The organism is Gordonia hydrophobica NBRC 16057, assembly GCF_001592365.1.
Lineage (GTDB): Bacteria > Actinomycetota > Actinomycetes > Mycobacteriales > Mycobacteriaceae > Gordonia > Gordonia hydrophobica.
On the sequence record NZ_BCWU01000004.1, the window covers coordinates 137576 to 158302 of the forward strand.

Genomic DNA, 20727 nt, shown 5'->3' on the forward strand with positions numbered 1-20727 from the left:
TGCCAGACTGTGACCCGTGAATCCGGAAGCCGAATACGTCGCTGCGATCGATCAGGGAACCACGTCCACGAGGGCGATGATCTTCGACCGCAACGGTTCTGTGGTGTACAGCGAGCAACTCGAGCACGAGCAGATCTTCCCGCGTGCGGGTTGGGTGGAGCACGATCCGATGGAGATCTGGCGCAACACCCGGCGGATCGCCGCCGCAGCTCTCGCAGGCGCCCAACTGCAGCCGGGCGAGATCGCCGCATGCGGAATCACCAACCAACGGGAGACCACCGTGGTGTGGGACCGCCACACCGGACAGCCGGTCTACAACGCGATCGTCTGGCAGGACACCCGAACCGACGACCTGTGCCGGGAACTCGCAGGCGACGTCGGCGTCGACCGGTACCGCGAGCGCACGGGACTACCGCTCTCGACCTACTTCGCCGGCCCCAAGATCCGCTGGATCCTCGACAATGTGGCCGGCGTCCGTGAACGGGCCGAGGCCGGAGACCTGCTGTTCGGCACCATGGACTCGTGGCTCGCCTGGAACATGACCGGCGGCGTCGACGGCGGGTTGCACATCACCGACGTGACCAATGCCTCGCGCACCATGCTGATGGACCTGCACACGCTGCAGTGGGACGAGGAGATCTGCGCCGACTTCCAGATCCCGACGTCCATGCTGCCGACCATTCACTCCAGTTCCGCGGTCCTCGGCAGCCTGCGGACCGTCGGCTCCCTGCCGAACGTCCCGCTCGGCGGCATCCTCGGCGACCAGCAGGCCGCCATGTTCGGGCAAGCCTGCCTGGAGCCCGGCGAAGCGAAGAACACCTACGGCACCGGCAACTTCCTGCTGTTGAACACCGGCACCGAAGCAGTCCTGAGCAAGCACGGACTGCTCACCACGGTCTGCTATCGGCTCGGCGACGAACCGGCCCGCTATGCGCTCGAGGGCTCGATCGCGGTCACCGGCTCACTGGTCCAGTGGTTGCGCGACAACCTCGGCATCATCTCCTCGGCGGCCCAGGTCGAGGAATTGGCTCGCCGCGCCGAGGACAACGGCGGCGTCTACTTCGTCCCCGCCTTCTCCGGTCTGTTCGCACCGCGCTGGCGTCCCGACGCGCGCGGCGTGATCGTCGGCCTCACCCGGTTCGCCGACCGGACGCACATCGCCCGCGCCGTCCTGGAGGCCAGCGCCTACCAGACGCGCGAGGTCATCGAGGCGATGGAGGCCGATTCCGGCGTCCCGCTCAACACCCTGAAGGTCGACGGCGGCATGGTCGTCAACGATCTGCTGATGCAGTTCCAGTCCGACATCCTCGGAGTCCCCGTCGTCCGACCGGTCGTCAACGAGACCACCGCCCTCGGCGCCGCGTATGCCGCGGGCCTCGCCGTCGGCTTCTGGAAGAGCGTCGACGAGATCCGTGACAACTGGGCGCACGGCGGCCAGTGGGAGCCGACGATGGCCGACGACGAGCGCAGTCGACTCTTCGCCGGTTGGAATCGCGCGGTCACGCACAGCTTCGACCTGGCCTGACACGACCGGATGCCACTCCAGTCTCCTACCACCCCTTGACATACAACCGATTAGTTGTACGTTAGAAGCATGACCGACAGCGACGAGGACCGGGCCGACGCCCTGTTCCACGCGCTCTCCGACCGCACCCGCCGCGACATCCTGCGACGAGTCCTGGGCGGCGAACACTCGGTCAGTGCATTGGCGGAGAAGTACGACATGAGCTTCGCCGCGGTACAGAAGCACGTCGCCGTTCTGGAACGAGCAGGGCTGCTCGTCAAACGACGCGACGGCCGCCAACAGATGGCGTCCGGCGACGTGAACGCTGTGCGTTCGGTGTCCTCGATGCTCGCCGACATCGAACAGATCTGGCGCGGCCGCATCGCTCGCGTCGATGAGTTGCTCACCGCCGAGCCGCCCGTCGCGCCACCGCCCGTCGACTCCGCCTGATCAGCAATCCCCGCTCGTCAACCCCCGCTCGTCCACTACAGCCTTCCCGGAAGGGGCCGTCATGCCTGTCACCGATGTCCAGACCGACACCGAGAACCGCACCCTCACCATCACCGCCGATTTCGCCGCCCCCGTCGAACGGGTCTGGCAGATCTACGCCGACCCCCGGCAACTCGAACGCATCTGGGGACCGCCGGAGTACCCCGCGACCTTCGTCGCGCACGATTTCACTCCCGGCGGCCGGTCCAGCTACTACATGACCAGCCCCGACGGCGAACGGTTCGGCGGCTGGTGGCAGTTCACCACCATCGATCCGACCTCGTCGTTCACCTTCGACGACGGATTCGCCGACGCCGACCTCAACCCCGCGGAGAACATGCCGGTCTCGACCAACCGCTACTCCTTCTCGGCGACGGCCGGCGGCACCCGCGCGGTGTATTCGACGACGTTCGCGACCGCCGACGATCTGCAGAAGGTCCTCGACATGGGCGTCATCGAGGGCTCGACCGGCGCGATCAATCAGATCGACGCCTTGATCAGCGGCTGAGTCACCGGGACGCAGTGCTCGCGCGCCACCGGTCGTCCACGGCGAACTCCCGCAGCGCCACGCCGACCCCGCAGAACGCGAGCACTGCGAACCCGTAGCTGAGCATCGTGGCGGAGTCGATGACGTCCGGTCCGCCGAGCGCGACCAGGAGCCCGGCGAACGCCGAACCGCACGCATTGGCGATCAACTGGGTGGTGTTGAGGCCCGCCGACACCTGCGGTGCCTGCACCTCGTCGTCGGTCACGCGCAGCCCGGCGGTGAACCAGTGCGCCATCGCCATGCCGATGCCGCACCCACCGGCGAACAGCACGGCGAACCACCCGACGATCACGGTGATCGACGGGTCGGACACCTGCAGGCCGCCGTACGCGATCAGGCCGGCCCCCAGCAGCAGCGGCCCGCCCAGCCGCACCGCCCGGCGGCCGCGCTCGGATTCGACACCGCTCGATCCGATCGACGCGACCGTCCACCCCCACGAGATCGCCGCGCCGAGGAAACCCGCCGCCAGCGGCCCGAGTCCGCCGATGCGCTGCCCGAACAGCGGGAGGAAGGTCTCGACGGTCGAGACGGCGGCGAGGACCAGGATCGCCGCGTAGATCCACCGCAGCGGCGAGCGGCCGTGATAGGTCATCTCAGGCAGCACACGCGTCGACGCGCGGCGCTCCCACCCGATGAAGGCCAGGCCGACGACGCCCGACGCCGCCAGGAGAACCCAGGTGGCGGCGCCGTCGACCAGGGACGCCACACTGACCGCGCCGACCGCGACGGTGAGCAGCGCCAGGGACGCCCAGGGCACCGGCCCCGGTTCCTGGACTGCGGCGCCGCGCACGGGCAGCGCCCGCACCGTCAGTCCGATCAGCCCCAGCGCGAACAGCGCGAGCAGGGCGAACGCGCCGCGCCAGAGGTTGATCTGGGCGAAGAACCCGCCGACCACCGGTCCCACGAAGTTTCCGACGCCCCACATGGCCGACATCAGTGCGATCGAGCGCTGCCACAGATGCGGCGGCAGCACCAGCCGGACCACCGAGAAGCCGAGCCCGCCGAGCAGGCCCGCACCGAACCCCTGCAGGGCGCGGCCGATCAGCATCACGGTCATCGTCGGCGACGCGCCCGCCACGATGGTGCCCGCGGTGAACAGCGCGAAGGAGAACACATACGACCGCCGCGCGCCGAACTTCGCGAGCCAGCGGGCCACCAGCATCGACGAGACCACCGAGACGATGAGGAAGACCGTCATCGTCCAGGCGTACAGTTCCTCGCCGCCGATGTCGGCGACGGCACTGGGCAGCAGCGACGTCGTCAAGTACACGTTGACGGCGAACAGCGCGATGCCGCCCGCCATCACGGTCATCGGCGCGCGATGCTCGCGGCCGAGCAGTTCACGCCAGGTGCTCAGAGCAGCTCAGCTCAATCCAGGTCGTCGTGACGGATCAGCTGACGCGCCGCCTCGGTGACCGACCCCGACAGCGACGGGTACACCGAGAAGGTGTGCGCGATCTCCGACACCTGGAGCTTGTTCTCCACGGCGATGGCGATCGGCAGGATCAACTCCGACGCGTTCGGTGCGACCACCACGCCGCCGATCACCACGCCGGTGGCCGGTCGGCAGAAGATCTTGACGAAGCCGCGTCGCAGACTGCTCATCTTGGCGCGCGGATTCGTCGACAGCGGCAGCATCACCGTGCGCGCCGGGTACTCGCCGGCGTCGATCGACTTCTGCGAGACGCCGACGTTCGCGATCTCCGGCCGCGTGAAGATGGCCGAGGCGACGGTCTTGAGACGGATCGGGCTCACGCCCTCACCGAGCGCGTGATACATCGCGATGCGCCCCTGCATCGCGGCGACGGACGCGAGCGGCAGGACGCCGGTGCAGTCGCCCGCCGCGTACACGCCCGGCATCGAGGTGCGCGAGACGCGGTCGACGGTGATGTAGCCGCCACGGTCGGTGACGATGCCCGCGCCGTCCAAGTTCAGCGAATCCGTGTTCGGAACCGACCCGACGGTCATCAGCACATGGGTGCCGGTGACTTCCTTGCCGTCGGCGAGGTGCACGGTCGCCGACGTCTCGTCCCGGCTCACCCGATCGGCGCGCGCGTATTTGATCAGCGTGACGCCGCGCTCGGAGAAGGCCTCCTCCAGCACCCGGGCCGCGTCCTCGTCCTCGTGCGGAAGCACGCGGTCGCGGCTGGACACCAGCGTCACCTGCACACCGAGTTCGGTGTAGGCGTGCGCGAACTCGGCACCGGTGACACCCGAGCCGACGATCACCAGGTGCTCGGGCAACTCGGTGAGGTCGTACAGCTGACGCCAGTTCAGAATCCGCTCGCCGTCCGGCACCGCCGTCGGCAGGATGCGCGGCGACGCGCCCGTGGCGACCAGGACGATGTCGCCCTGAAAGGTCTCGGTGGCGCCGTCGGCGAGCGTCGCGATCACCTCGTGCGCACCGATCCCCGGCTGCATCTCCCCGAGCCGCGCGGTGCCGGGCACGATCTTCACACCCTCGGAGACCAACCGGGACCGGATGTCGGCGGACTGCGCGAACGCCAGATCCTTCACGCGCTGGTGGACCTGCGGCAACGACACCGAGGTCTGGTCGGCGGAGATGTCGACGCCGAGATCGGATGCGCGACGCACCTCGGTGCGGATACCGGTGGAGGCGATGAACGTCTTCGACGGCACACAGTCCCACAGCACGCAGGCACCGCCGATGCCGTCCGAGTCGATGATCGTGATGTCGGCGCCGTAGGCCGCCGCGGTCAGCGCCGCCTCATATCCGGCGGGGCCGCCACCGATGATCACGATCTTCGCCACTTGCACACACTCCTTCGACACGCTCATCAAGTCCGTTAACAACCTATCCCCTCGCCGGACGCCATGCCCGCCGACCGACCGGTGTTCCGTCACAGCGTCGGACCCCATAGTCTGGCTAGGTGCCGATCTATGCCGCCTACGCGTCGAACATGGACCCCGCCCAGATGCTGGAGCGGGCCCCTCACTCCCCGATGTGGTCGACCGGGTGGTTGCACGGCTGGCGCCTGACCTTCGCCGGCGACGACATCGGCTGGGAGGGATCCCTCGCCACCGTCACCGAGGACCGCGTCGACGACACCGCCAAGGTGTTCGTGGTGCTCTACGACGTCACCACCGAGGACGAGAAGAACCTCGACAGCTGGGAGGGCACCGAACTCGGCGTCCATCGGAAGATCCGGGCGCGCGTCACCACCGCCGACGGCCCGGTCCTCGCGTGGCTGTACGTGATCGACGGCTACGAGGGCGGTCTTCCGTCCGCGCGATACCTCGGAGTCATGGCCGACGCCGCCGAGATCGCCGGCGCGCCCGCCGACTACGTGGAACGCTTGCGGCTGCACGAGGCCCGCAACGTGGGCCCCGGCCCCGAGGCGCCGCTCGACGACACTCCGGACGAGCCGCCGACCGACTAAGGCGCAGGCCGCATTGTCGCACCACGTCGCGTACTGAGATCGCTACAGCTCGCCGCCGAGGACCACGCCTGCCAGCGTCGCGATGCCGATGCCCAGAGCGCGCTCGTCGACGTCGAAGTTCGGCTGGTGCAGGTCGCACTGCGGGCCGACGCCGCTCCACACGCCGAGGCGCGCCATCGCGCCCGGCACTGACTCCAGGTACCAGGCGAAGTCCTCGCCGCCGGGCGACTGCGGTGTGTCGACCGCGACGCCGGACCCGATCGCGTCCACGCTCCGGCGGAGCATGGCGACGCTGTCGGCGTCGTTGACCACCGGCGGCACCCCGCGCACATAGGTGAGGTCGTAGTTGACGCCCAGCGGCGCCACCAGTTCGCCGACGATGGTGCGCACGAGTGGCTCCAGGTCCTGCCACACGTCGCGGTCGCCGGTCCGGACGGTGCCTCGCAGCCGCCCCTCCTGCGGGATCGCGTTCGGTGCGTCGCCGGAGTGCGCTGCGCCGAAGACCATCACGGTCCCCGACCGCGGATCCACCCGACGTGACAAGAAGCCCGGCAGCCCGGTGATGACGGTGCCCATCGCGTACACCAGATCGGCCGTGAGGTGCGGGCGCGAGGTGTGTCCGCCCGGCCCGCGGAGATGAACCTCCACGCGGTCCGCCGCCGACGTCAGCGCGCCTGCTCGCAGTCCGACGGTGCCCGCGGCCAGGTGCGGGTCGCAGTGCAGGGCGAACATCCGCGTCAGGCCGTCGGTGACGCCGGCGTCGATCGCGTCGAGCGCACCGCCCGGCATCACTTCCTCCGCGGCCTGGAACAGCAGTCGCACGCCGAACGGCAGGGTGTTCCCCGAGTCCAGCTGGTCGGCCAGCAGCAGCGCGGTGCCGAGCAGGATCGCCACATGCGCGTCGTGCCCGCACGAATGGGAGACGTTCTCCACCTTGGAGGTGAACGGCAGTCCGGTCTGCTCCGGGATGGGAAGACCATCGAGGTCGGCGCGCAGACCGATGCGGGGCTTGTCGTCCGGACCGAGGTCGCAGACGACGCCGGTGCCTTTCGGCAGGACCTTGGGCGCCAACCCGGCCTCGGTGAGGATCCGGACTACCTTGGCGGTGGTCGCGAACTCCGCCATCGACAGTTCCGGCTCGGCGTGGATCTCCCGCCGCCAGCCCACCACCCGACCGAGGTTCGCGGCCAGCCACGCATCGATCACTGGAGAACTCACAGGAGTGTGGCCGGCGTCGGCGCGTTGAGATCCGCCAGGAGCGGCAGCCGCAGCGCCCGCTTCACCGCGCCCAGGTTGTCGCCCGCGAACGACGCCCGTTCCCGCGCGACCTCGCGGGCACGGTCCAGCAGGCGGTCGGCGTCGACGGCCTCCTCGATGATGCCGCCCGCGACGGCGTCGGCGGCACCGTAGCGACGCGAGGTCAACATGGCCTCGGTGAGCGTCGCGTCCGGGATCCGGGTGCGCAGCAGGCCCGCCATCCCGCGCGGGAACGGCATGTTCAACGCCGCTTCCGGCAGCGACCAGAACCCGCGGTCGGAGCGCATGATCCGGTAGTCGGCACACAGTGCCAGCATGGCGCCCGCACCGAAGGCGTGGCCGTTGACGGCGGCGATGGTCGGCGTCGCCGCCGTCAGCACCGTGGCGTACAGGGCGTGGACGGCGTCGAGATAGCTCGGCAGCGGCTCGGCGCCGGAGAAGATGTAATCGGTGTCGAGACCGTTGGTGAAGAATTTGCCCGTCGCACTGATGATGAGCGGCTTCTTGGCTGCGACGGCTTCGTCGGTCAGATCGACGACCTTGGCGATCCAGTCACGGCCGAACCGGTTCTCCGGGTTCTTCTCGTCGAGCTCGACGCCCTCGGTACCCAGGTAGAGCTCGGCGGCGTCATCGGTGACAGTCAAGTACGGCATGGCAGAAACCTTATCGCCGTGCACCGCTGGAGGAGCACGCACGGGGCAACACCCCTATGGTTGTGCCATGGATCCGACCGTCGACCACGCCGCTGCCGCGGCCGCAGCAGCCGCCGCCATCGCCGACCGAACCGAGTGCGACCGCCACGACGTCGCGGTGATCCTCGGATCCGGATGGGCGCCCGCCGCAGCGGCTCTGGGCGACCCGACAGCCCAGATGCCCATGGCCGACCTGCCGGGCTTCGGCACGCCGTCGGCCCAGGGACACGCGGGTGCGGTGCAGTCGGTCCGGATCGGCAACACCCGCGTACTGGTCCTGCTCGGACGCCTCCATGCCTACGAGGGCCATCCGCTCGCTCGCGTGGTGCACCCGGTGCGCACGGCGGCCGCGACCGGCGCGTCGACGGTCGTGCTCACCAACGCCGCCGGAGGCATCCGGCCCGGAATGCAGGTGGGTCAGCCGGTGTTGATCTCCGACCAACTGAACCTCACCGGGCGCTCCCCGCTCGACGGCGCGCAGTTCGTCAACATGGTCGATGCGTACCGCCCGGCACTGCGCGACGCCGCGCGACGGGTGGATCCCACCCTGGCCGAGGGCGTCTACGCGGGCCTGCCCGGACCCCAGTACGAGACGCCCGCGGAGATCCGCATGCTCGGCGTGCTCGGCGCCGATCTGGTCGGCATGTCGACGGTGCACGAGACCATCGCCGCACGCGCCTGCGGTCTCGACGTCCTCGGCCTGTCGTTGGTGACGAACCTGGCCGCGGGCATCACCGGCGAACCGCTCGATCACGCTGAGGTCCTCGCCGTCGGCCGCACGTCCGCCGAACGCATGGGAGTGCTGCTCCGCAGCCTCATCACGGAACTCGGCGCGCGGTGACAGCGTGCTGACCTTCGGCACCGCAGGTCTGCGCGGGCCCGTCCAGGACGGGCCCGACGGGATGAACGTCGACACCGTCACCCGCGCGACCGCCGGGCTCGCCGACTGGCTGCAGGCGCGGGGCCGAGCGGGGGCGAGCGTGGTGGTCGGCCGCGACGCCCGGCACGGCTCGGAGGACTTCGCGGCCGCCGCCCGCGAGGTGCTCGCCGCGGCGGGGTTCGACGTGATCGCACTCCCCGAGCCGGGACCGACTCCGCTGGTCGCGTTCGCCACACGGCATTTCGCGGCCGCGGCGGGCGTGATGGTGACCGCGTCCCACAATCCCCCGCGCGACAACGGATACAAGGTCTACCTCGACGGCGGCAGTCAACTGATCTCCCCGGCCGATCGGGAGATCGAGGCCGCGATCGCGGCCACGGGGCCCGCCGCGGGCATCGCCCGCGTCGCCACGGCTCCGGACCTCCGTGCCCGCGGGGTGGTCGAGGCGTATCTGGACGGCGTGCAGGCCCGGTTCGCCGATGCGGCGGCGGCCCTCTCCCCTGCCGACCTCTCCCCTGCCACACCGACGAGGCCGCTCCGAATCGCACTGACACCGATGCACGGCGTCGGCGGCGCGGTGGCCGTCGAGGCGTTGCGGCGCACCGGGTTCCACGACGTGCATCCGGTGCCCGAACAGTTCGCGCCGGATCCGGACTTCCCCACCGTCGCCTTCCCGAATCCCGAGGAGCCCGGTGCCACCGATCTGCTGCTGGCGCTGGCCGACGAGGTCTCCGCGGACCTCGCGATCGCGCTCGACCCGGACGCCGACCGCTGCGCCGTCGGCGCCCGCGACCGCGACGGTTGGCGGATGTTGACGGGCGACGAGACCGGCGCCCTGCTCGGCACCTGGGTCCTGGACCACCGTCCGGCCGGCGCACCGACACCCGTCGTCGCCAGTTCCATCGTGTCCGGCACCCTGTTCGACGCCGCGGCGCAGCGCCGCGGAGCCACCGTCCGCCGCACCCTCACCGGGTTCAAATGGCTGGTCCGGGCCGGCGAGCCCCTCGCCTACGCGTACGAGGAGGCGCTGGGACACTGCGTGGATCCGGACACCGTTCGCGACAAGGACGGCATCAGCGCGGCGGTGGCGTGCGCGCACCTGGCGGCGTCATGGGCCGAACGCGGAGGTCTCATCGCCGCGCTCGACGACCTCTATCGCGAGAACGGCGTGCATGTGACGGCGGGACGGTCGTTGCGGATGGCCGAGCCGACCGAGATCGCGGCACTGATGTCGGCGCTGCGCACCGCACCGCCGCGTCGACTCGCCGGAATCGACGTCCGCGTCACCGACTACGCCGATCGCGCCGACGCGCTCCGGACCGACGGGATCGAGCTGTCGGGAACCCGCGGCGACGGCGTCGGCGTGCGCGTCTTCGCCCGGCCCAGCGGCACCGAACCGAAGCTGAAGTACTACGGCCAGGTGAGCGCGCCGCCGTCGCCGGGTAGCGTCGTCGACACCACACGAGCAGAGCTGTCGCTGGTGTTGAAGCAGGTCCTGTCGGAGCTTCCGGCGCGGCCGTGACGGGGAGGAACGCCATGTCGTACCCGCAGTACCCGGACCCCGGTGGGCCGCCCCGCCGGTCGCCGTGGTCGTCGACACCGGTCGTCGTCGCGATCATCGCGGGCGTGGTCCTGCTGGTCGGCGGCGTCGTCGCCGCGCTCGTGTACACCAACCACCGGTCCACCTCGACCGTCTCGGCCGGCTCGTCGACCGAGTCGGGCCCGACGACCGTCACCCACACCGCGACCGCGCCGCCCACCGACACCGGAACCGCGCAGCCGACCGAGCAACCGACGCCGACGGTGCCGACCACCGCGACCGTTCCCGGTACGGAGCCGATCACCGTCCCCGGCGCCGACCGTCAGGGATTCCTGTCCGGACCGCGCTGCAACGCCGCGGGCGACGACGCGGTGTTCATCGGCGTCACCGACCGGTCACGAGTGGTGATCTGCCAGGTCGGCTCGCAGACCGGCCGCTATTACTACAAGGGACTGGCCGGCGGGAACGCGATCGAGATCGACTATCCCAGCCGCGCGGGCGACACCTTCGTGGCGACCAACAAGGACGTCGAATACGTGGTGACGACCGGCTCACTGGTCATCCGCCAGAACGGCGAGGTCCTCACCGCCGAGCCGATGCAGGCCAGCTGGGTGAACTAGACGATTGATTCCCGGTGACGGTCAGTCCCCACGTTGGTCGAGTGGTGCCTGCGAGCGGAGCGAGCACGCAGTTGATCGAGACCGTCGTGAGTTCCACTGGCATCAAGGGTTTTTCCGCCGCCAACAGGCGGTGATCTCGGCACTGCTCCGACGGATCGTGAGCCGCCGCCTCCATGGCGGGAAGCGATGGTCGTCGGAGAGGCCTCGTCCGACCAATCCCTGCTAAGAACTGCCCGCTCAGGCGCTTCCGACGGAACATTGCCGCCGGAGGGTGCTGAGCAAGCAGTTCTCAGCACCAAGTGTCAGTAGGCGGCGCGCGGCGGCGACATCAGATCGAACGCAGGCCTCGCGCGAGACTGCGTCAGTTCGTTTCAGTTGCCTACGCTCTCGTGACCGCGAACCTGGTCGCGGTCACTCCCGGATTGGCCTGAGCGTGGTGTGGTTCGCAGCGCGTTCTCGCCGACAACCACCGCGTCCCGCCATGGAGGCGGCTCCGGCTCAACCCGTCGGAGCAGTGCCGACATCACCACACGATGGCAGCGGAAGGCCCGCGATCCCAGCGCACGACGGTCTCGATAACTTCGTGCTCGCTCCGCTCGCAGGCACCACTCGACCAGCGTGGGGACGACCGTCACCGGGAACCAATCGACCCGGCCCAGCGCGATCACGCGGGCGCGAACTGCGTCCGGTACAGCTCGGCATAACGACCGTCTCGCGCCAGCAGCGCGTCGTGATCGCCGCGTTCCACCACGCGACCGGCTTCGAGGACCACGATCTCGTCGGCGGCGCGGACGGTCGAGAGCCGGTGGGCGATCACCAGGGAGGTGCGACCTTCCAGCGCCTCGGCGAGCGCCGCGGACACCGCGGCCTCCGACGTCGAGTCCAGGTGCGCCGTCGCTTCGTCGAGGATCACCACCGACGGCTTCGCCAGGAGCAGGCGCGCGATGGTCAGCCGCTGGCGTTCGCCGCCGGACAGTCGGTAGCCGCGCTCGCCGACCACCGTGTCCAGCCCGTTCGGGAGGGATCGCACCAGATCGGCCAGTCGCGCACGACTCAGCGCCTCCCACAGCTCGTCGTCCGACGCGTCGGGGTGCGCCAGTCGCAGATTGGCGCCGACGGTGTCGTGGAACAGGTGACCGTCCTGCGTCACCAGCCCCACCGTGCGGTGCACCGAGGTGGCCGTCAGGTCGCGCAGGTCCACGCCGTTGAGCGAGATGCTGCCGTCGTCGACGTCGTACAACCGGGTGGCCAGGGAGGCGATGGTCGATTTCCCCGCACCGGAGCTCCCGACCAGGGCCACCATCGACCCGGCGCGCACGTCCAGGTCGACGTGATGCAGCACGGTGCTGCCTCCGCGGGAGTCCAGTTGCGCCACTTCTTCGAGCGATGCCAGCGAGACCTTGTCGGCCGCCGGATACGCGAACGAGACGTCGTCGAAGCGCACCGTCACGCCGTGCTCGGCGTCGGGCACCGCGCGGGCGTCGGGCCGGTCGACGATGAGCGGTGCGAGGTCGAGCACCTCGAAGACGCGCTCGAAGCTGACCAGCGCGCTCATCACCTCCACGCGGGCGTTCGCCAGTGCGGTCAGCGGCGCGTACATCCGCGTCAGCAGTAGCGCCAGGGAGACGACGGCGCCCGCCGACAGGTGCTGGTGCACTGCCAGCCATCCGCCGAGCCCGTAGACCAGCGCCAACGCCAGTGCCGAGACCAGCATCAACGCGGTGAAGAAGTAGTTCTGGAGCATCGCCTGCCGGACACCGATGTCACGGACGGCGTCGGCGCGGTCGGCGAACTCCTTCGACTCGGTCTGCGGACGACCGAAGAGCTTGACGAGGGTGGCGCCGGGCGCGGAGAACCGTTCCGTCATCTGGGTCGACATCCGTGCGTTGTGGTCAGCGCTCTCCCTGGCCAGACCGGCCATGCGCCGGCCCATCCGGCGCGCGGGGATCACGAAGACCGGCAGCAGGATCAGGGTCAGGAGGGTGATCTGCCAGCTCAGCGCCGTCATCACGCCCAGGGTGAGGATCAGTGTGACCAGGTTCGAGACCACCCCGGAGAGGGTGTCGCTGAACGCTCGTTGCGCCCCGATCACGTCGTTGTTGAGTCGACTCACCAACGCGCCGGTGCGGGTGCGGGTGAAGAAGGCGACCGGCATCTTCTGAACATGGTCGAAGACCGCGCGCCGGAGGTCGTAGATCAGCCCCTCACCGATGTTCGACGACAGCCATCGCGTGCCGATCGAGGTGGCCGCCTCCGCGACGGCGATCGCCGCGATGAGCAGCGCGAGCAGGACGATCTCGCGGCCCGCCGACGCACTGTTGGAGTTGATCAGGTTGACCACGCGTCCGGCCAACAGCGGGGTGACGACGGTCAGGACGGCGGTGACCACAGAGAGCACCAGGAAGGTGACGATGCGACGCCGGTGGGGTCGGGCGAAGCCGCCGATCCGGCGGATCGTCGCGCGTCGGTCGGCGCGCGCCGCGTGCGGATCGGACGCGTGCATCGACTTGTACATGACGTCCCACGCCACTGATTCCATACTCACCGGCGATCACTCCACTCGCGGTTGGCGGCCTCGACTCGATTCATGCCTCGAGTTCACTTCATCAAGTCGACTTGATGTCAAGTCACCGCGGACCGAACTGCCGGTCGCCCGCGTCGCCGAGGCCCGGGACGATGAACTTCGACTCGTTGAGGCACTCGTCGACGGCGCCGATCACCAACTTCAGCGGTTTGCCCCAGGTCCGTAGTGCGGCAACGCCTTCCGGCGCTCCCACGACGGACACCGCAGTCACGTCCGTGGCACCGCGCGCCAGGATCAGGTCCAGGGTGTGCACCAACGAGCCGCCGGTGGCCAGCATCGGATCGAGCACACACACCGACCGGCCGCGCAGATCCTGCGGCAGCGACGCCAGGTATTCGACCGGGACCGCAGTGGCCTCGTCCCGCGCCACTCCGACGAAGCCGATGCCCGCATCGGGCACCGCGGCGAGGGCGGCGTCGAGCATTCCGAGCCCGGCGCGCAGCACCGGGACGAACAACGGCGGTGAGACCAGTCGGGTGCAGGGCGCCGTCCCGACCGGGGTGGTCACCGCCACCGGCTCCTCGGGGGCGTCGGAGAACGCCTCGTAGACGAGCATGGTCGCGATGCGTGCGAGGGCGTTGCGGAAGGCCGGATTGGGCGTCGACTCATCGCGCAGCACCGCGAGCCAGGCCCGGGTCAGCGGATGGTCGACGATCGTGATCTGGAGGCCGGAGGGAGCAGGCTCAGTCATGGGCTCATCGTAATGGCCGGTGCGTCCCGGGCTCTGCGCGATGAGACACGCCGAGCGGTCGATGCGGGAACCGATCCGGCTCCGGCTGCGTCCAACTAGGTATGAACGGTCAAACAGGTACTTCAGTCACGGTCGATCCGGCGGCCACGGGCGCCGTCGCCTCCACCCAGGCGGACGCCGCCCAACGCGTCGCGGGATGCGCCACCGCCGAACGCGTCGACACGGCATCGCTCGTCCCCACGTTCGGCCTGATCGGATCGTCGTTTCTGGCGGCGCTGACCCGCGTCGGCGCGGCGCGCACGGCGTCCTTCGACGCGCTCGCCTCCCGGCACACCGCGACGGCGACGCGCGCGACGGCGGCGGCGACCGCCTACGACTGCTGCGACGGTGACAGCGCGGGCGCGCTGACCGGGGTGCCGGCGTGAGCGCCGCGCTGCTGATCGCCCCGCTCAAAGCGCTCGTCGCGACCCTCGGAACGGGCGTGCTCCCACCCGGTGCGGTCGACGGATACGCCCGGACACGCAGTGTGCTCGACACTTCGGGCGCCCTGTCTACGAAGGGCGCTGATGTCGCGGAGGCGGGGTGGCTCGGCGCAGGCGGCGACGGCGCAGCGGCCGCGACGCGCACGCTGGCCGTGGTCGACGGCGACGTCGGTGCCGCCGGAACCGACATCGCCGCCGTCGTCGAGACGGCGGCGGGCCACGTCAAGGCCGCCAACAGCGAACTCAACGCGTTGGTGGAGTCGTTCGTCACCGCTGCGGCCACCGTTCCCGCCATCACCACCCCCGCGGGGCTGGCCGCGCTCGTGCCGCTGGCGCTGAGTCACCTCGCCCGCGGTGCGGCGGTGGTACAGCGGGCTCAAGCCGAACTCGCCGACGATGCCGCGCGTCTGGGCAGACACCAGACACCGGCGATCACCGGGGTCTCCGGCGAGCCTGCGCCCGCCTCGACCGCCGCGGGCCGGATCCCGATCCGTCTCCCCGACGGCTCGGTCGCCTACGCCCCCAACGAACGCGCCGCGACCGCCGTCCGCGCCGCACTGAGTCGCCGCGGCACCCCGTATGTCTGGGGTGGAACCACCACCGACGGGTTCGACTGCAGCGGGTTCACCCAGTGGGCCTACCGGCAAGCCGGTCTCGAGTTACCGCGCCTGGCACAGGATCAGGACACCGCGGGCTTCCAGGTGTCGCAGGCCGATCTGCAGCCCGGCGACCTCGCCGTCTGGTCCGGCCACGTCGCGATGTACATCGGCAACGGACAGTTGGTGGAGACCGGCGGCGACCCGGTCGGCGTCACTCCGCTGCGGACCACCAACGCCGGACAGACCTTCGAGGGCTTCTACCGACCGCGATGAGGAGGCGAGAATTCCGGTCCCGTCGGCACGGGTCGGACCGCAGTCGACGCCGCTTCGTCCATCCCCGTGCAGCACGCACCGACGATCTTGATTAGGCTCAATGACCATGGCCGGAGACATCGTTCCCATCGAACTCGGACTGACCGAAGGAAACCTCTTCACCCTGTGGGCGCCACGGTGGCGCGAGGGTGATGACGAGTGGGAGGCGTTCCTGGGTCTGGAAGACGATCTGTACGCCCTGAACAGCGTCGCCGACCTGGTCGCCTTCGTGCGCACCGACGACGACAACGACCTCGTCGACCACCCCGCGTGGGAGACCATCAAGCAGGTCCAAGCGGCCGAGCTCTCCCCGGACGACAAGCACAGCTACGACCTCATCGGGGTGCCCGAACTGGCCGCCGAGGACCCGCGGCCCGAGGTGCTGGCCGAGCTCGAGGACGCCCTGGAGATCGTGCGCATCATCGGCGAGGTCTGCGAGCTGACTCCGGTCACGAAGTTCTTCAACGGCAACCCGATCCTGGGCGCCGTGACCGTCGGGACCAACAACTTCAACGGCCGCGAAGGCGTCGACCTGTGGGTGCGCATCGGCCGGTTGATCGCCAAGCACTGGGACGATGTCATCGACGCCCTCGACGACGTGATCACCGTCCCGAAGGTCGACGCCGACGCCGCCGCGACCGCGGAGGACGAGCTCGCGGCAGCGGCCTCCGCCGAGGACGAGGACGAGCCGGAGTTCGACGCCGTCGATCCGCTGCACGAGTCGGACGACGACACCGACGACGATGACCAGGACGACGATGACGACGAGATCGACGAGGACGACTTCTGGGCCGGCGTCGGCATCGACCCGATCCGCATCTACACCGACGGTGGCGAATTCCTCACCCTGCGCTGCTATCTCGGCGACGATCCGGTGTTCCTGGGCCGCAAGGGCACCATCTACGGTTTCGGCTCCGAACGGGCGCTGACGCGTTTCCTGGCCGACAACGACGACCACGACCTCGTGAAGCTGTCGACCTTCGACGAGGTGCGGGCCGCCGCCGACACCAACGAGTTGGAGTACGACGTCCTCGCCGACAACGTCTACGCGCTGCAGGGGCTGAACGAGGACATTCTGGACGGTCCGCGCCGGATCGACAGTCGTCAGTTGGATCTGGCCGTCGAACTGCTCACCGACGCCGCCGACTTCGCGGGCATCGACTCGGTGAACGAGGCCCTCGCCACCACCACCCCGCTGGGCTGGTTCGTCGACTACGCCATCAACCCGGATCCCAAGCGCCTCGCCCCCTCCGGCCCGTTCGACAACGAGGCCGAAGTCTGGCGGGCCCTGGTCCACGACTTCGAAGACCGCCTGGTGAAGCGGGGGTAGGCGCCGCGCGGCACCCACCCCCGACCTCGGGTCAGAACCAGGCGGGGTTCATCTCCGCCGACGTCGAGTCCATCGACGCGAGCAGGTCGATCCACGGGCCGACCTGCGGGAGTTCGTGCCGGAAGAAGTAGCGGGCGGCCATGCGCTTGCCGTCGTAGAAATCGCCCTGCGCATCACCCACCGCGAGGAACTGCTCCAGCCACAACCACGCGACGACGAGGTGCCCGAACGACTCCAGATAGACCGACGAGTTCGCGAGCGCGACAGCGGGATCGCGGTCGGCCCACAGCGCACCCGTCAGGTCGACGAGCCGAGTCCACGCCACGTCGAGCCGGTCCGCGTAGTCGGCCGCCGCTCCCCCGGCCGCGCGTGCGGCGGCGACGGTCGCGGCGATGCGCGCGGTCAGCAGCCCGAGCCCCTTGCCGCCCTGCATGATCACCTTGCGACCCAGCAGGTCCATGCCCTGAATGCCATGGGTGCCTTCGTGAATGGGGTTCAGCCGATTGTCGCGGTAGTGCTGCTCCACGTCGTAGTCGCGCGTGTAGCCGTAGCCGCCGTGCACCTGGATCGCGAGATCGTTGGCCTTCAAGCACCACTGCGACGGCCAGCTCTTGGCGATCGGCGTCAGCACGTCGAGGAGGAGCCCGATCTCGGCGGCCTCGTCGGCGTCCGCGGCGGTGATCTGATCGTCGACCAGCTTCGAGCAGTACAGCCCGAGTGCGAGACCGCCTTCCACGTACGCCTTCTGCGCCAGCAGCATGCGCCGCACATCGGTGTGCTCGATGATCGGCACCTGCGGCGACTCGGGATCCTTGGCGCCGAGCGGACGCCCCTGAGCGCGGCCGGCGGCGTACTCGACGGCCTTGAGGTACCCGACGTAGCCGAGGGCGGTGGCGAGGAAGCCGACCCCGATGCGCGCCTCGTTCATCATGTGGAACATGTACGACAGCCCGCGGTGCTCCTCGCCGACCAGGTAGCCGACCGCGCCCGCACGGCCGCCGGGCCGGTGGGTGCCGTCGCCGATCGCGAGCGCGGTGTTCGTGGTGCCGCGGTTGCCCATCTTGTGGTTCAGCCCGGTGAGCGTGATGTCGTTCCGCTCACCCCGACCGCCATCCGCCGCGGGGAGGTACTTCGGCACGATGATCAGCGAGATGCTGTGCACGCCGGGTCGGCCGCCAGGGGTCTTGGCGAGCACCAGGTGAACGATGTTCTCCGAGAGCTCGTGGTCGCCGCCGGAGATCCACATCTTGGAGCCGGTGACCCGGTAGGTGCCGTCGTCCTGCTTCTCGGCGCGGGTGGTGATGTCGGCGAGGGACGAGCCCGCCTGCGGCTCCGACAGGCACATGGTGCCGAACCAGCGGCCTTCGAGCATCGGCTTGACGAACGTCTCGATCTGGTCGTCGGTGCCGTACTCGGCCAGGAGTGCGGCGTTGGCGGTGGTCAACAGCGCGTACGACGCGGTGCTCGCATTGGCCGCCTGCAACCAGGCCATCGATGCGCGGGCGACGACGGTCGGCAGCTGCATGCCGCCTACCGACTCGTCGAACGTGCCCGTGATGAGGCCTGACTCGCCGTAGGCGTCCATCGCCGCCTTGACCTCGGGGATCATCTCGACGGTGCCGTCGGGCCGCATGCGCGGTTCGTTGGCGTCGGCCACCCGGTTGTGCGGAGCGAAGTGCTTCTCACCGATGTCCGCGGTGAGGTCGAGGACGGCGTCGAAGGTCTCGCGCGAGTGCTCGGCATAGCGTTCGCGCCGAGTGAGCGCCTCGACGTCGAGCCATTCGTAGAGGAGGAAGTCGAGGTCGCGCCGGGAGAGTGCGTGGGACATGATCGTCTTTCGATTCGGTGGCGGCTCGGTCAGCTGAGGCGTTCGAGGACCATGGCCATGCCCTGCCCGCCGCCGACGCACATGGTCTCGACGCCGAACTGCTTGTCGTGCGTCTGGAGGTTGTTCAGCAGCGTAGCGGTGATGCGGGCGCCGGTCATGCCGAACGGGTGGCCGAGCGCAATGGCGCCGCCGGACACGTTCAGCGCGTCCTCGTCGATGCCGATCTCCCGGGCCGAGCCGATCACCTGGACGGCGAAGGCCTCGTTGATCTCGAACAGGTCGATGTCGGAGACCGACATGCCCGCGATCTCCAGTGCGCGCCGGGTCGCCTCGATCGGTCCCAGACCCATGATCTCGGGCGAGAGCCCGGAGACGCCGGTCGACACGATCCGTGCGAGCGGGGTCAGGCCCAACTCCTTGGCGCGGACGTCGGACATGATGACGAGCGCGGCGGCGCCGTCGTTGAGCGGGCAGGCGTTACCGGCGGTCACGGTGCCGTCGGGGCGGAAGACCGGCTTCAGCCCGCTGACGGCTTCGTACGTGGTGCCGGGTCGAGGGCCGTCGTCAGCAGCGACCACCGTGCCGTCGGGCAGCGTGACCGGCGTGATCTCGCGCGCGAAGAAGCCCGACGCGATCGCCTCTTCGGCGCGGTTCTGTGACCGCACCGCCCACCGGTCCTGCTCCTCGCGGCTGATTCCGGTCTGCTGCGCGACGTTCTCGGCGGTCTGCCCCATGGAGATGTAGACGTCGGGGAGCTCACCGCCGTCTCGGGGATCGCTCCACTGCTTGCCGCCTGCGGCGAGTTCGGCGGTCCGCGCCTGTGCCGCGGCGAAGCGCGGGTTCTCGGTGTCGGGCAGACCGTCCGAGGTGCCCTTTCCGAACCGCGAGACGGTCTCGACGCCCGCGGAGATGAAGGTGTGGCCCTCCCCCGCCTTGATCGCATGCATCGCCATCCGAGTGGTCTGCAGCGACGACGAGCAGTAGCGCGTCACGGTGGTGCCGGGCATGAAGTCATAGCCTGCGCTGACCGCCACCGCGCGTCCCAGGTTGTGACCCTGCTCCCCGCCGGGCAGTCCGCACCCGAGGATCAGGTCGTTGACATCGCGCGGGTCGAGCGCAGGCACCTTCGCCAGCGCCGCCTGGACCATCTGGGTGGCGAGGTCGTCGGGACGCATGTCCTTGAGCGATCCCTTTCCTGCACGACCGATGGGCGAGCGGGCGATCGAGACGATGACGGCTTCGGGCATGACTTCTCCTGATCTTGACGCGAGAACTATGCAGGTACATAGTTTCTATGCAATTGCATAGTTGTGGATGTCGTCATCGATGTCAAGAGCCGGGGAGGCATGATCGAAGCATGAGCACGCGCGTTTCAGGGCTGGAGTACGACCTCGGCGCGTCGAAGGCGGCAGCACGAATCCGCGCTGCGGCGTCCGAGATCTTCGCGGCCAAGGGGTACGGATCCACGACGACGCGAGAGATCGCCGCCAGCCTCGACCTGAGCCCCGGGGCGGTGTACCCGCACTACAAGACCAAGGAGTCCCTGCTCTTCGCGATCTCCATCGAAGGCCACCGCACGCTGCTCGATCACATCACCCGGGTACGGGACGCCCACTCCGGTCCGACGGACCGACTCCGCGCCACGACCGCCGCGTTCGTCGCCTGGCACGCCGAGCACCGTGCGATCGCCGGGGTGATCCAGCACGAGCTGCGGTCGCTGAGCCCCGAGCACTACGACCTCGTCGCCGACGTCCGGCGCGCCACCACGAAGGTCTTCGACGACATCCTGAGCGCGGGCATCGTCGCCGGGGAGTTCCAGGTGGCTGACCCGTCGATCGTGACCCTCGCCCTCACCTCGCTCGGCATCGACGTCAGCCGCTGGTTCCCCACCCGAGCGCATCAGGACGCCGACGACCTCGCACGCAGGTACGCGGAGATCGTCGTGCAACTGGCCGGCGTGGGCTGACGCCG

At 69.5% G+C, this 20727-nt stretch carries 19 protein-coding genes; 11 read left to right on the forward strand and 8 right to left on the reverse strand.

The features are described from left to right. Positions 1 to 16 precede the first annotated feature (16 nt). The 3 genes from glpK (at position 17) to GH2_RS08440 (ending at position 2501) form a co-directional block, all read left to right on the forward strand. On the forward strand, positions 17 to 1525 hold the full coding sequence (gene glpK, locus GH2_RS08430) for a glycerol kinase GlpK (protein WP_084247389.1): 1509 nt from the start codon (positions 17 to 19) through the stop codon (positions 1523 to 1525). A 69-nt stretch (positions 1526 to 1594) separates the two neighbouring features. Beyond that, positions 1595 to 1954 carry an ArsR/SmtB family transcription factor gene (locus tag GH2_RS08435; protein WP_066165848.1) on the forward strand — a complete coding sequence of 120 codons (360 nt, stop codon included), beginning with the start codon at positions 1595 to 1597 and terminating at the stop codon, positions 1952 to 1954. Between the two features lie 61 nt (positions 1955 to 2015). Then, positions 2016 to 2501 (forward strand): SRPBCC family protein, encoded by a 486-nt coding sequence (locus GH2_RS08440; protein ID WP_066165851.1) that lies wholly within the window; start codon positions 2016 to 2018, stop codon positions 2499 to 2501. Position 2502: 1 nt separating this feature from the next. On the opposite strand, the gene GH2_RS08445 is transcribed toward GH2_RS08440, so the two are convergent. Both GH2_RS08445 and GH2_RS08450 read right to left on the reverse strand, forming a co-directional pair. Further along, positions 2503 to 3852 (reverse strand): MFS transporter, encoded by a 1350-nt coding sequence (locus GH2_RS08445; RefSeq protein ID WP_169802430.1) that lies wholly within the window; start codon positions 3850 to 3852, stop codon positions 2503 to 2505. Positions 3853 to 3908: 56 nt separating this feature from the next. Continuing rightward, positions 3909 to 5312 carry an NAD(P)H-quinone dehydrogenase gene (locus GH2_RS08450; protein WP_066165857.1) on the reverse strand — a complete coding sequence of 468 codons (1404 nt, stop codon included), beginning with the start codon at positions 5310 to 5312 and terminating at the stop codon, positions 3909 to 3911. Positions 5313 to 5431: 119 nt separating this feature from the next. Between GH2_RS08450 and GH2_RS08455 the strand changes: the two genes are divergently transcribed. Further along, positions 5432 to 5941 (forward strand): gamma-glutamylcyclotransferase family protein, encoded by a 510-nt coding sequence (locus GH2_RS08455; protein WP_066165860.1) that lies wholly within the window; start codon positions 5432 to 5434, stop codon positions 5939 to 5941. A 42-nt stretch (positions 5942 to 5983) separates the two neighbouring features. Here GH2_RS08455 and GH2_RS08460 read toward each other — a convergent pair whose 3' ends face one another. Both GH2_RS08460 and GH2_RS08465 read right to left on the reverse strand, forming a co-directional pair. Continuing rightward, positions 5984 to 7159, reverse strand: coding sequence for an amidohydrolase (locus GH2_RS08460; protein WP_066165863.1), 1176 nt, complete (start codon positions 7157 to 7159; stop codon positions 5984 to 5986). Continuing rightward, the gene (locus tag GH2_RS08465; protein ID WP_066165866.1) at positions 7156 to 7851 is read right to left on the reverse strand and encodes an enoyl-CoA hydratase/isomerase family protein; all 696 of its coding nucleotides are present in this window, start codon (positions 7849 to 7851) and stop codon (positions 7156 to 7158) included. Before GH2_RS08465 ends, GH2_RS08460 begins: the two co-directional genes overlap by 4 nt. Before the next feature lie 67 nt (positions 7852 to 7918). Between GH2_RS08465 and GH2_RS08470 the strand changes: the two genes are divergently transcribed. From GH2_RS08470 to GH2_RS08480, 3 genes are read left to right on the forward strand one after another with little or no spacing between them, the layout of a single operon-like run. Next, complete coding sequence (locus tag GH2_RS08470; protein WP_066165869.1) at positions 7919 to 8731, forward strand: purine-nucleoside phosphorylase; 813 nt, start codon at positions 7919 to 7921, stop codon at positions 8729 to 8731. Positions 8732 to 8735: 4 nt separating this feature from the next. Next, positions 8736 to 10292: a phospho-sugar mutase gene (locus tag GH2_RS08475; RefSeq protein ID WP_066165872.1), complete on the forward strand. Its 1557-nt coding sequence runs from the start codon at positions 8736 to 8738 to the stop codon at positions 10290 to 10292. A 14-nt stretch (positions 10293 to 10306) separates the two neighbouring features. Continuing rightward, positions 10307 to 10930, forward strand: a complete 624-nt coding sequence (locus GH2_RS08480) for a hypothetical protein (RefSeq protein ID WP_066165875.1) — start codon at positions 10307 to 10309, stop codon at positions 10928 to 10930. A gap of 664 nt (positions 10931 to 11594) precedes the next feature. On the opposite strand, the gene GH2_RS08485 is transcribed toward GH2_RS08480, so the two are convergent. Together GH2_RS08485 and upp are read right to left on the reverse strand one after the other, a co-directional pair. Then, positions 11595 to 13469: an ABC transporter ATP-binding protein gene (locus tag GH2_RS08485; RefSeq protein WP_239588619.1), complete on the reverse strand. Its 1875-nt coding sequence runs from the start codon at positions 13467 to 13469 to the stop codon at positions 11595 to 11597. A gap of 88 nt (positions 13470 to 13557) precedes the next feature. Further along, positions 13558 to 14205 (reverse strand): uracil phosphoribosyltransferase, encoded by a 648-nt coding sequence (upp, locus tag GH2_RS08490; RefSeq protein ID WP_066165881.1) that lies wholly within the window; start codon positions 14203 to 14205, stop codon positions 13558 to 13560. 101 nt (positions 14206 to 14306) lie between these two features. Between upp and GH2_RS08495 the strand changes: the two genes are divergently transcribed. The 3 genes from GH2_RS08495 to GH2_RS08505 all read left to right on the forward strand — a co-directional run bounded on the left by GH2_RS08495 (position 14307) and on the right by GH2_RS08505 (position 16928). Next, positions 14307 to 14630, forward strand: a complete 324-nt coding sequence (locus GH2_RS08495) for a type VII secretion target (RefSeq protein WP_066165883.1) — start codon at positions 14307 to 14309, stop codon at positions 14628 to 14630. After that, positions 14627 to 15559 (forward strand): C40 family peptidase, encoded by a 933-nt coding sequence (locus GH2_RS08500; protein WP_066165887.1) that lies wholly within the window; start codon positions 14627 to 14629, stop codon positions 15557 to 15559. The genes GH2_RS08495 and GH2_RS08500 overlap by 4 nt, the downstream gene beginning before the upstream one ends. Before the next feature lie 106 nt (positions 15560 to 15665). Beyond that, on the forward strand, positions 15666 to 16928 hold the full coding sequence (locus GH2_RS08505) for a SatS C-terminal domain-containing protein (RefSeq protein ID WP_066166538.1): 1263 nt from the start codon (positions 15666 to 15668) through the stop codon (positions 16926 to 16928). A gap of 31 nt (positions 16929 to 16959) precedes the next feature. Here GH2_RS08505 and GH2_RS08510 read toward each other — a convergent pair whose 3' ends face one another. Beyond that, positions 16960 to 18756: an acyl-CoA dehydrogenase gene (locus tag GH2_RS08510; RefSeq protein ID WP_066165890.1), complete on the reverse strand. Its 1797-nt coding sequence runs from the start codon at positions 18754 to 18756 to the stop codon at positions 16960 to 16962. 29 nt (positions 18757 to 18785) lie between these two features. After that, positions 18786 to 20003 carry an acetyl-CoA C-acetyltransferase gene (locus tag GH2_RS08515; RefSeq protein WP_066165893.1) on the reverse strand — a complete coding sequence of 406 codons (1218 nt, stop codon included), beginning with the start codon at positions 20001 to 20003 and terminating at the stop codon, positions 18786 to 18788. A 110-nt stretch (positions 20004 to 20113) separates the two neighbouring features. Between GH2_RS08515 and GH2_RS08520 the strand changes: the two genes are divergently transcribed. Continuing rightward, a complete protein-coding gene (locus GH2_RS08520; RefSeq protein ID WP_066165896.1) occupies positions 20114 to 20722 on the forward strand; it encodes a TetR/AcrR family transcriptional regulator in 609 nt (202 codons plus the stop codon). The last annotated feature ends 5 nt before the right edge of the window (positions 20723 to 20727 follow it).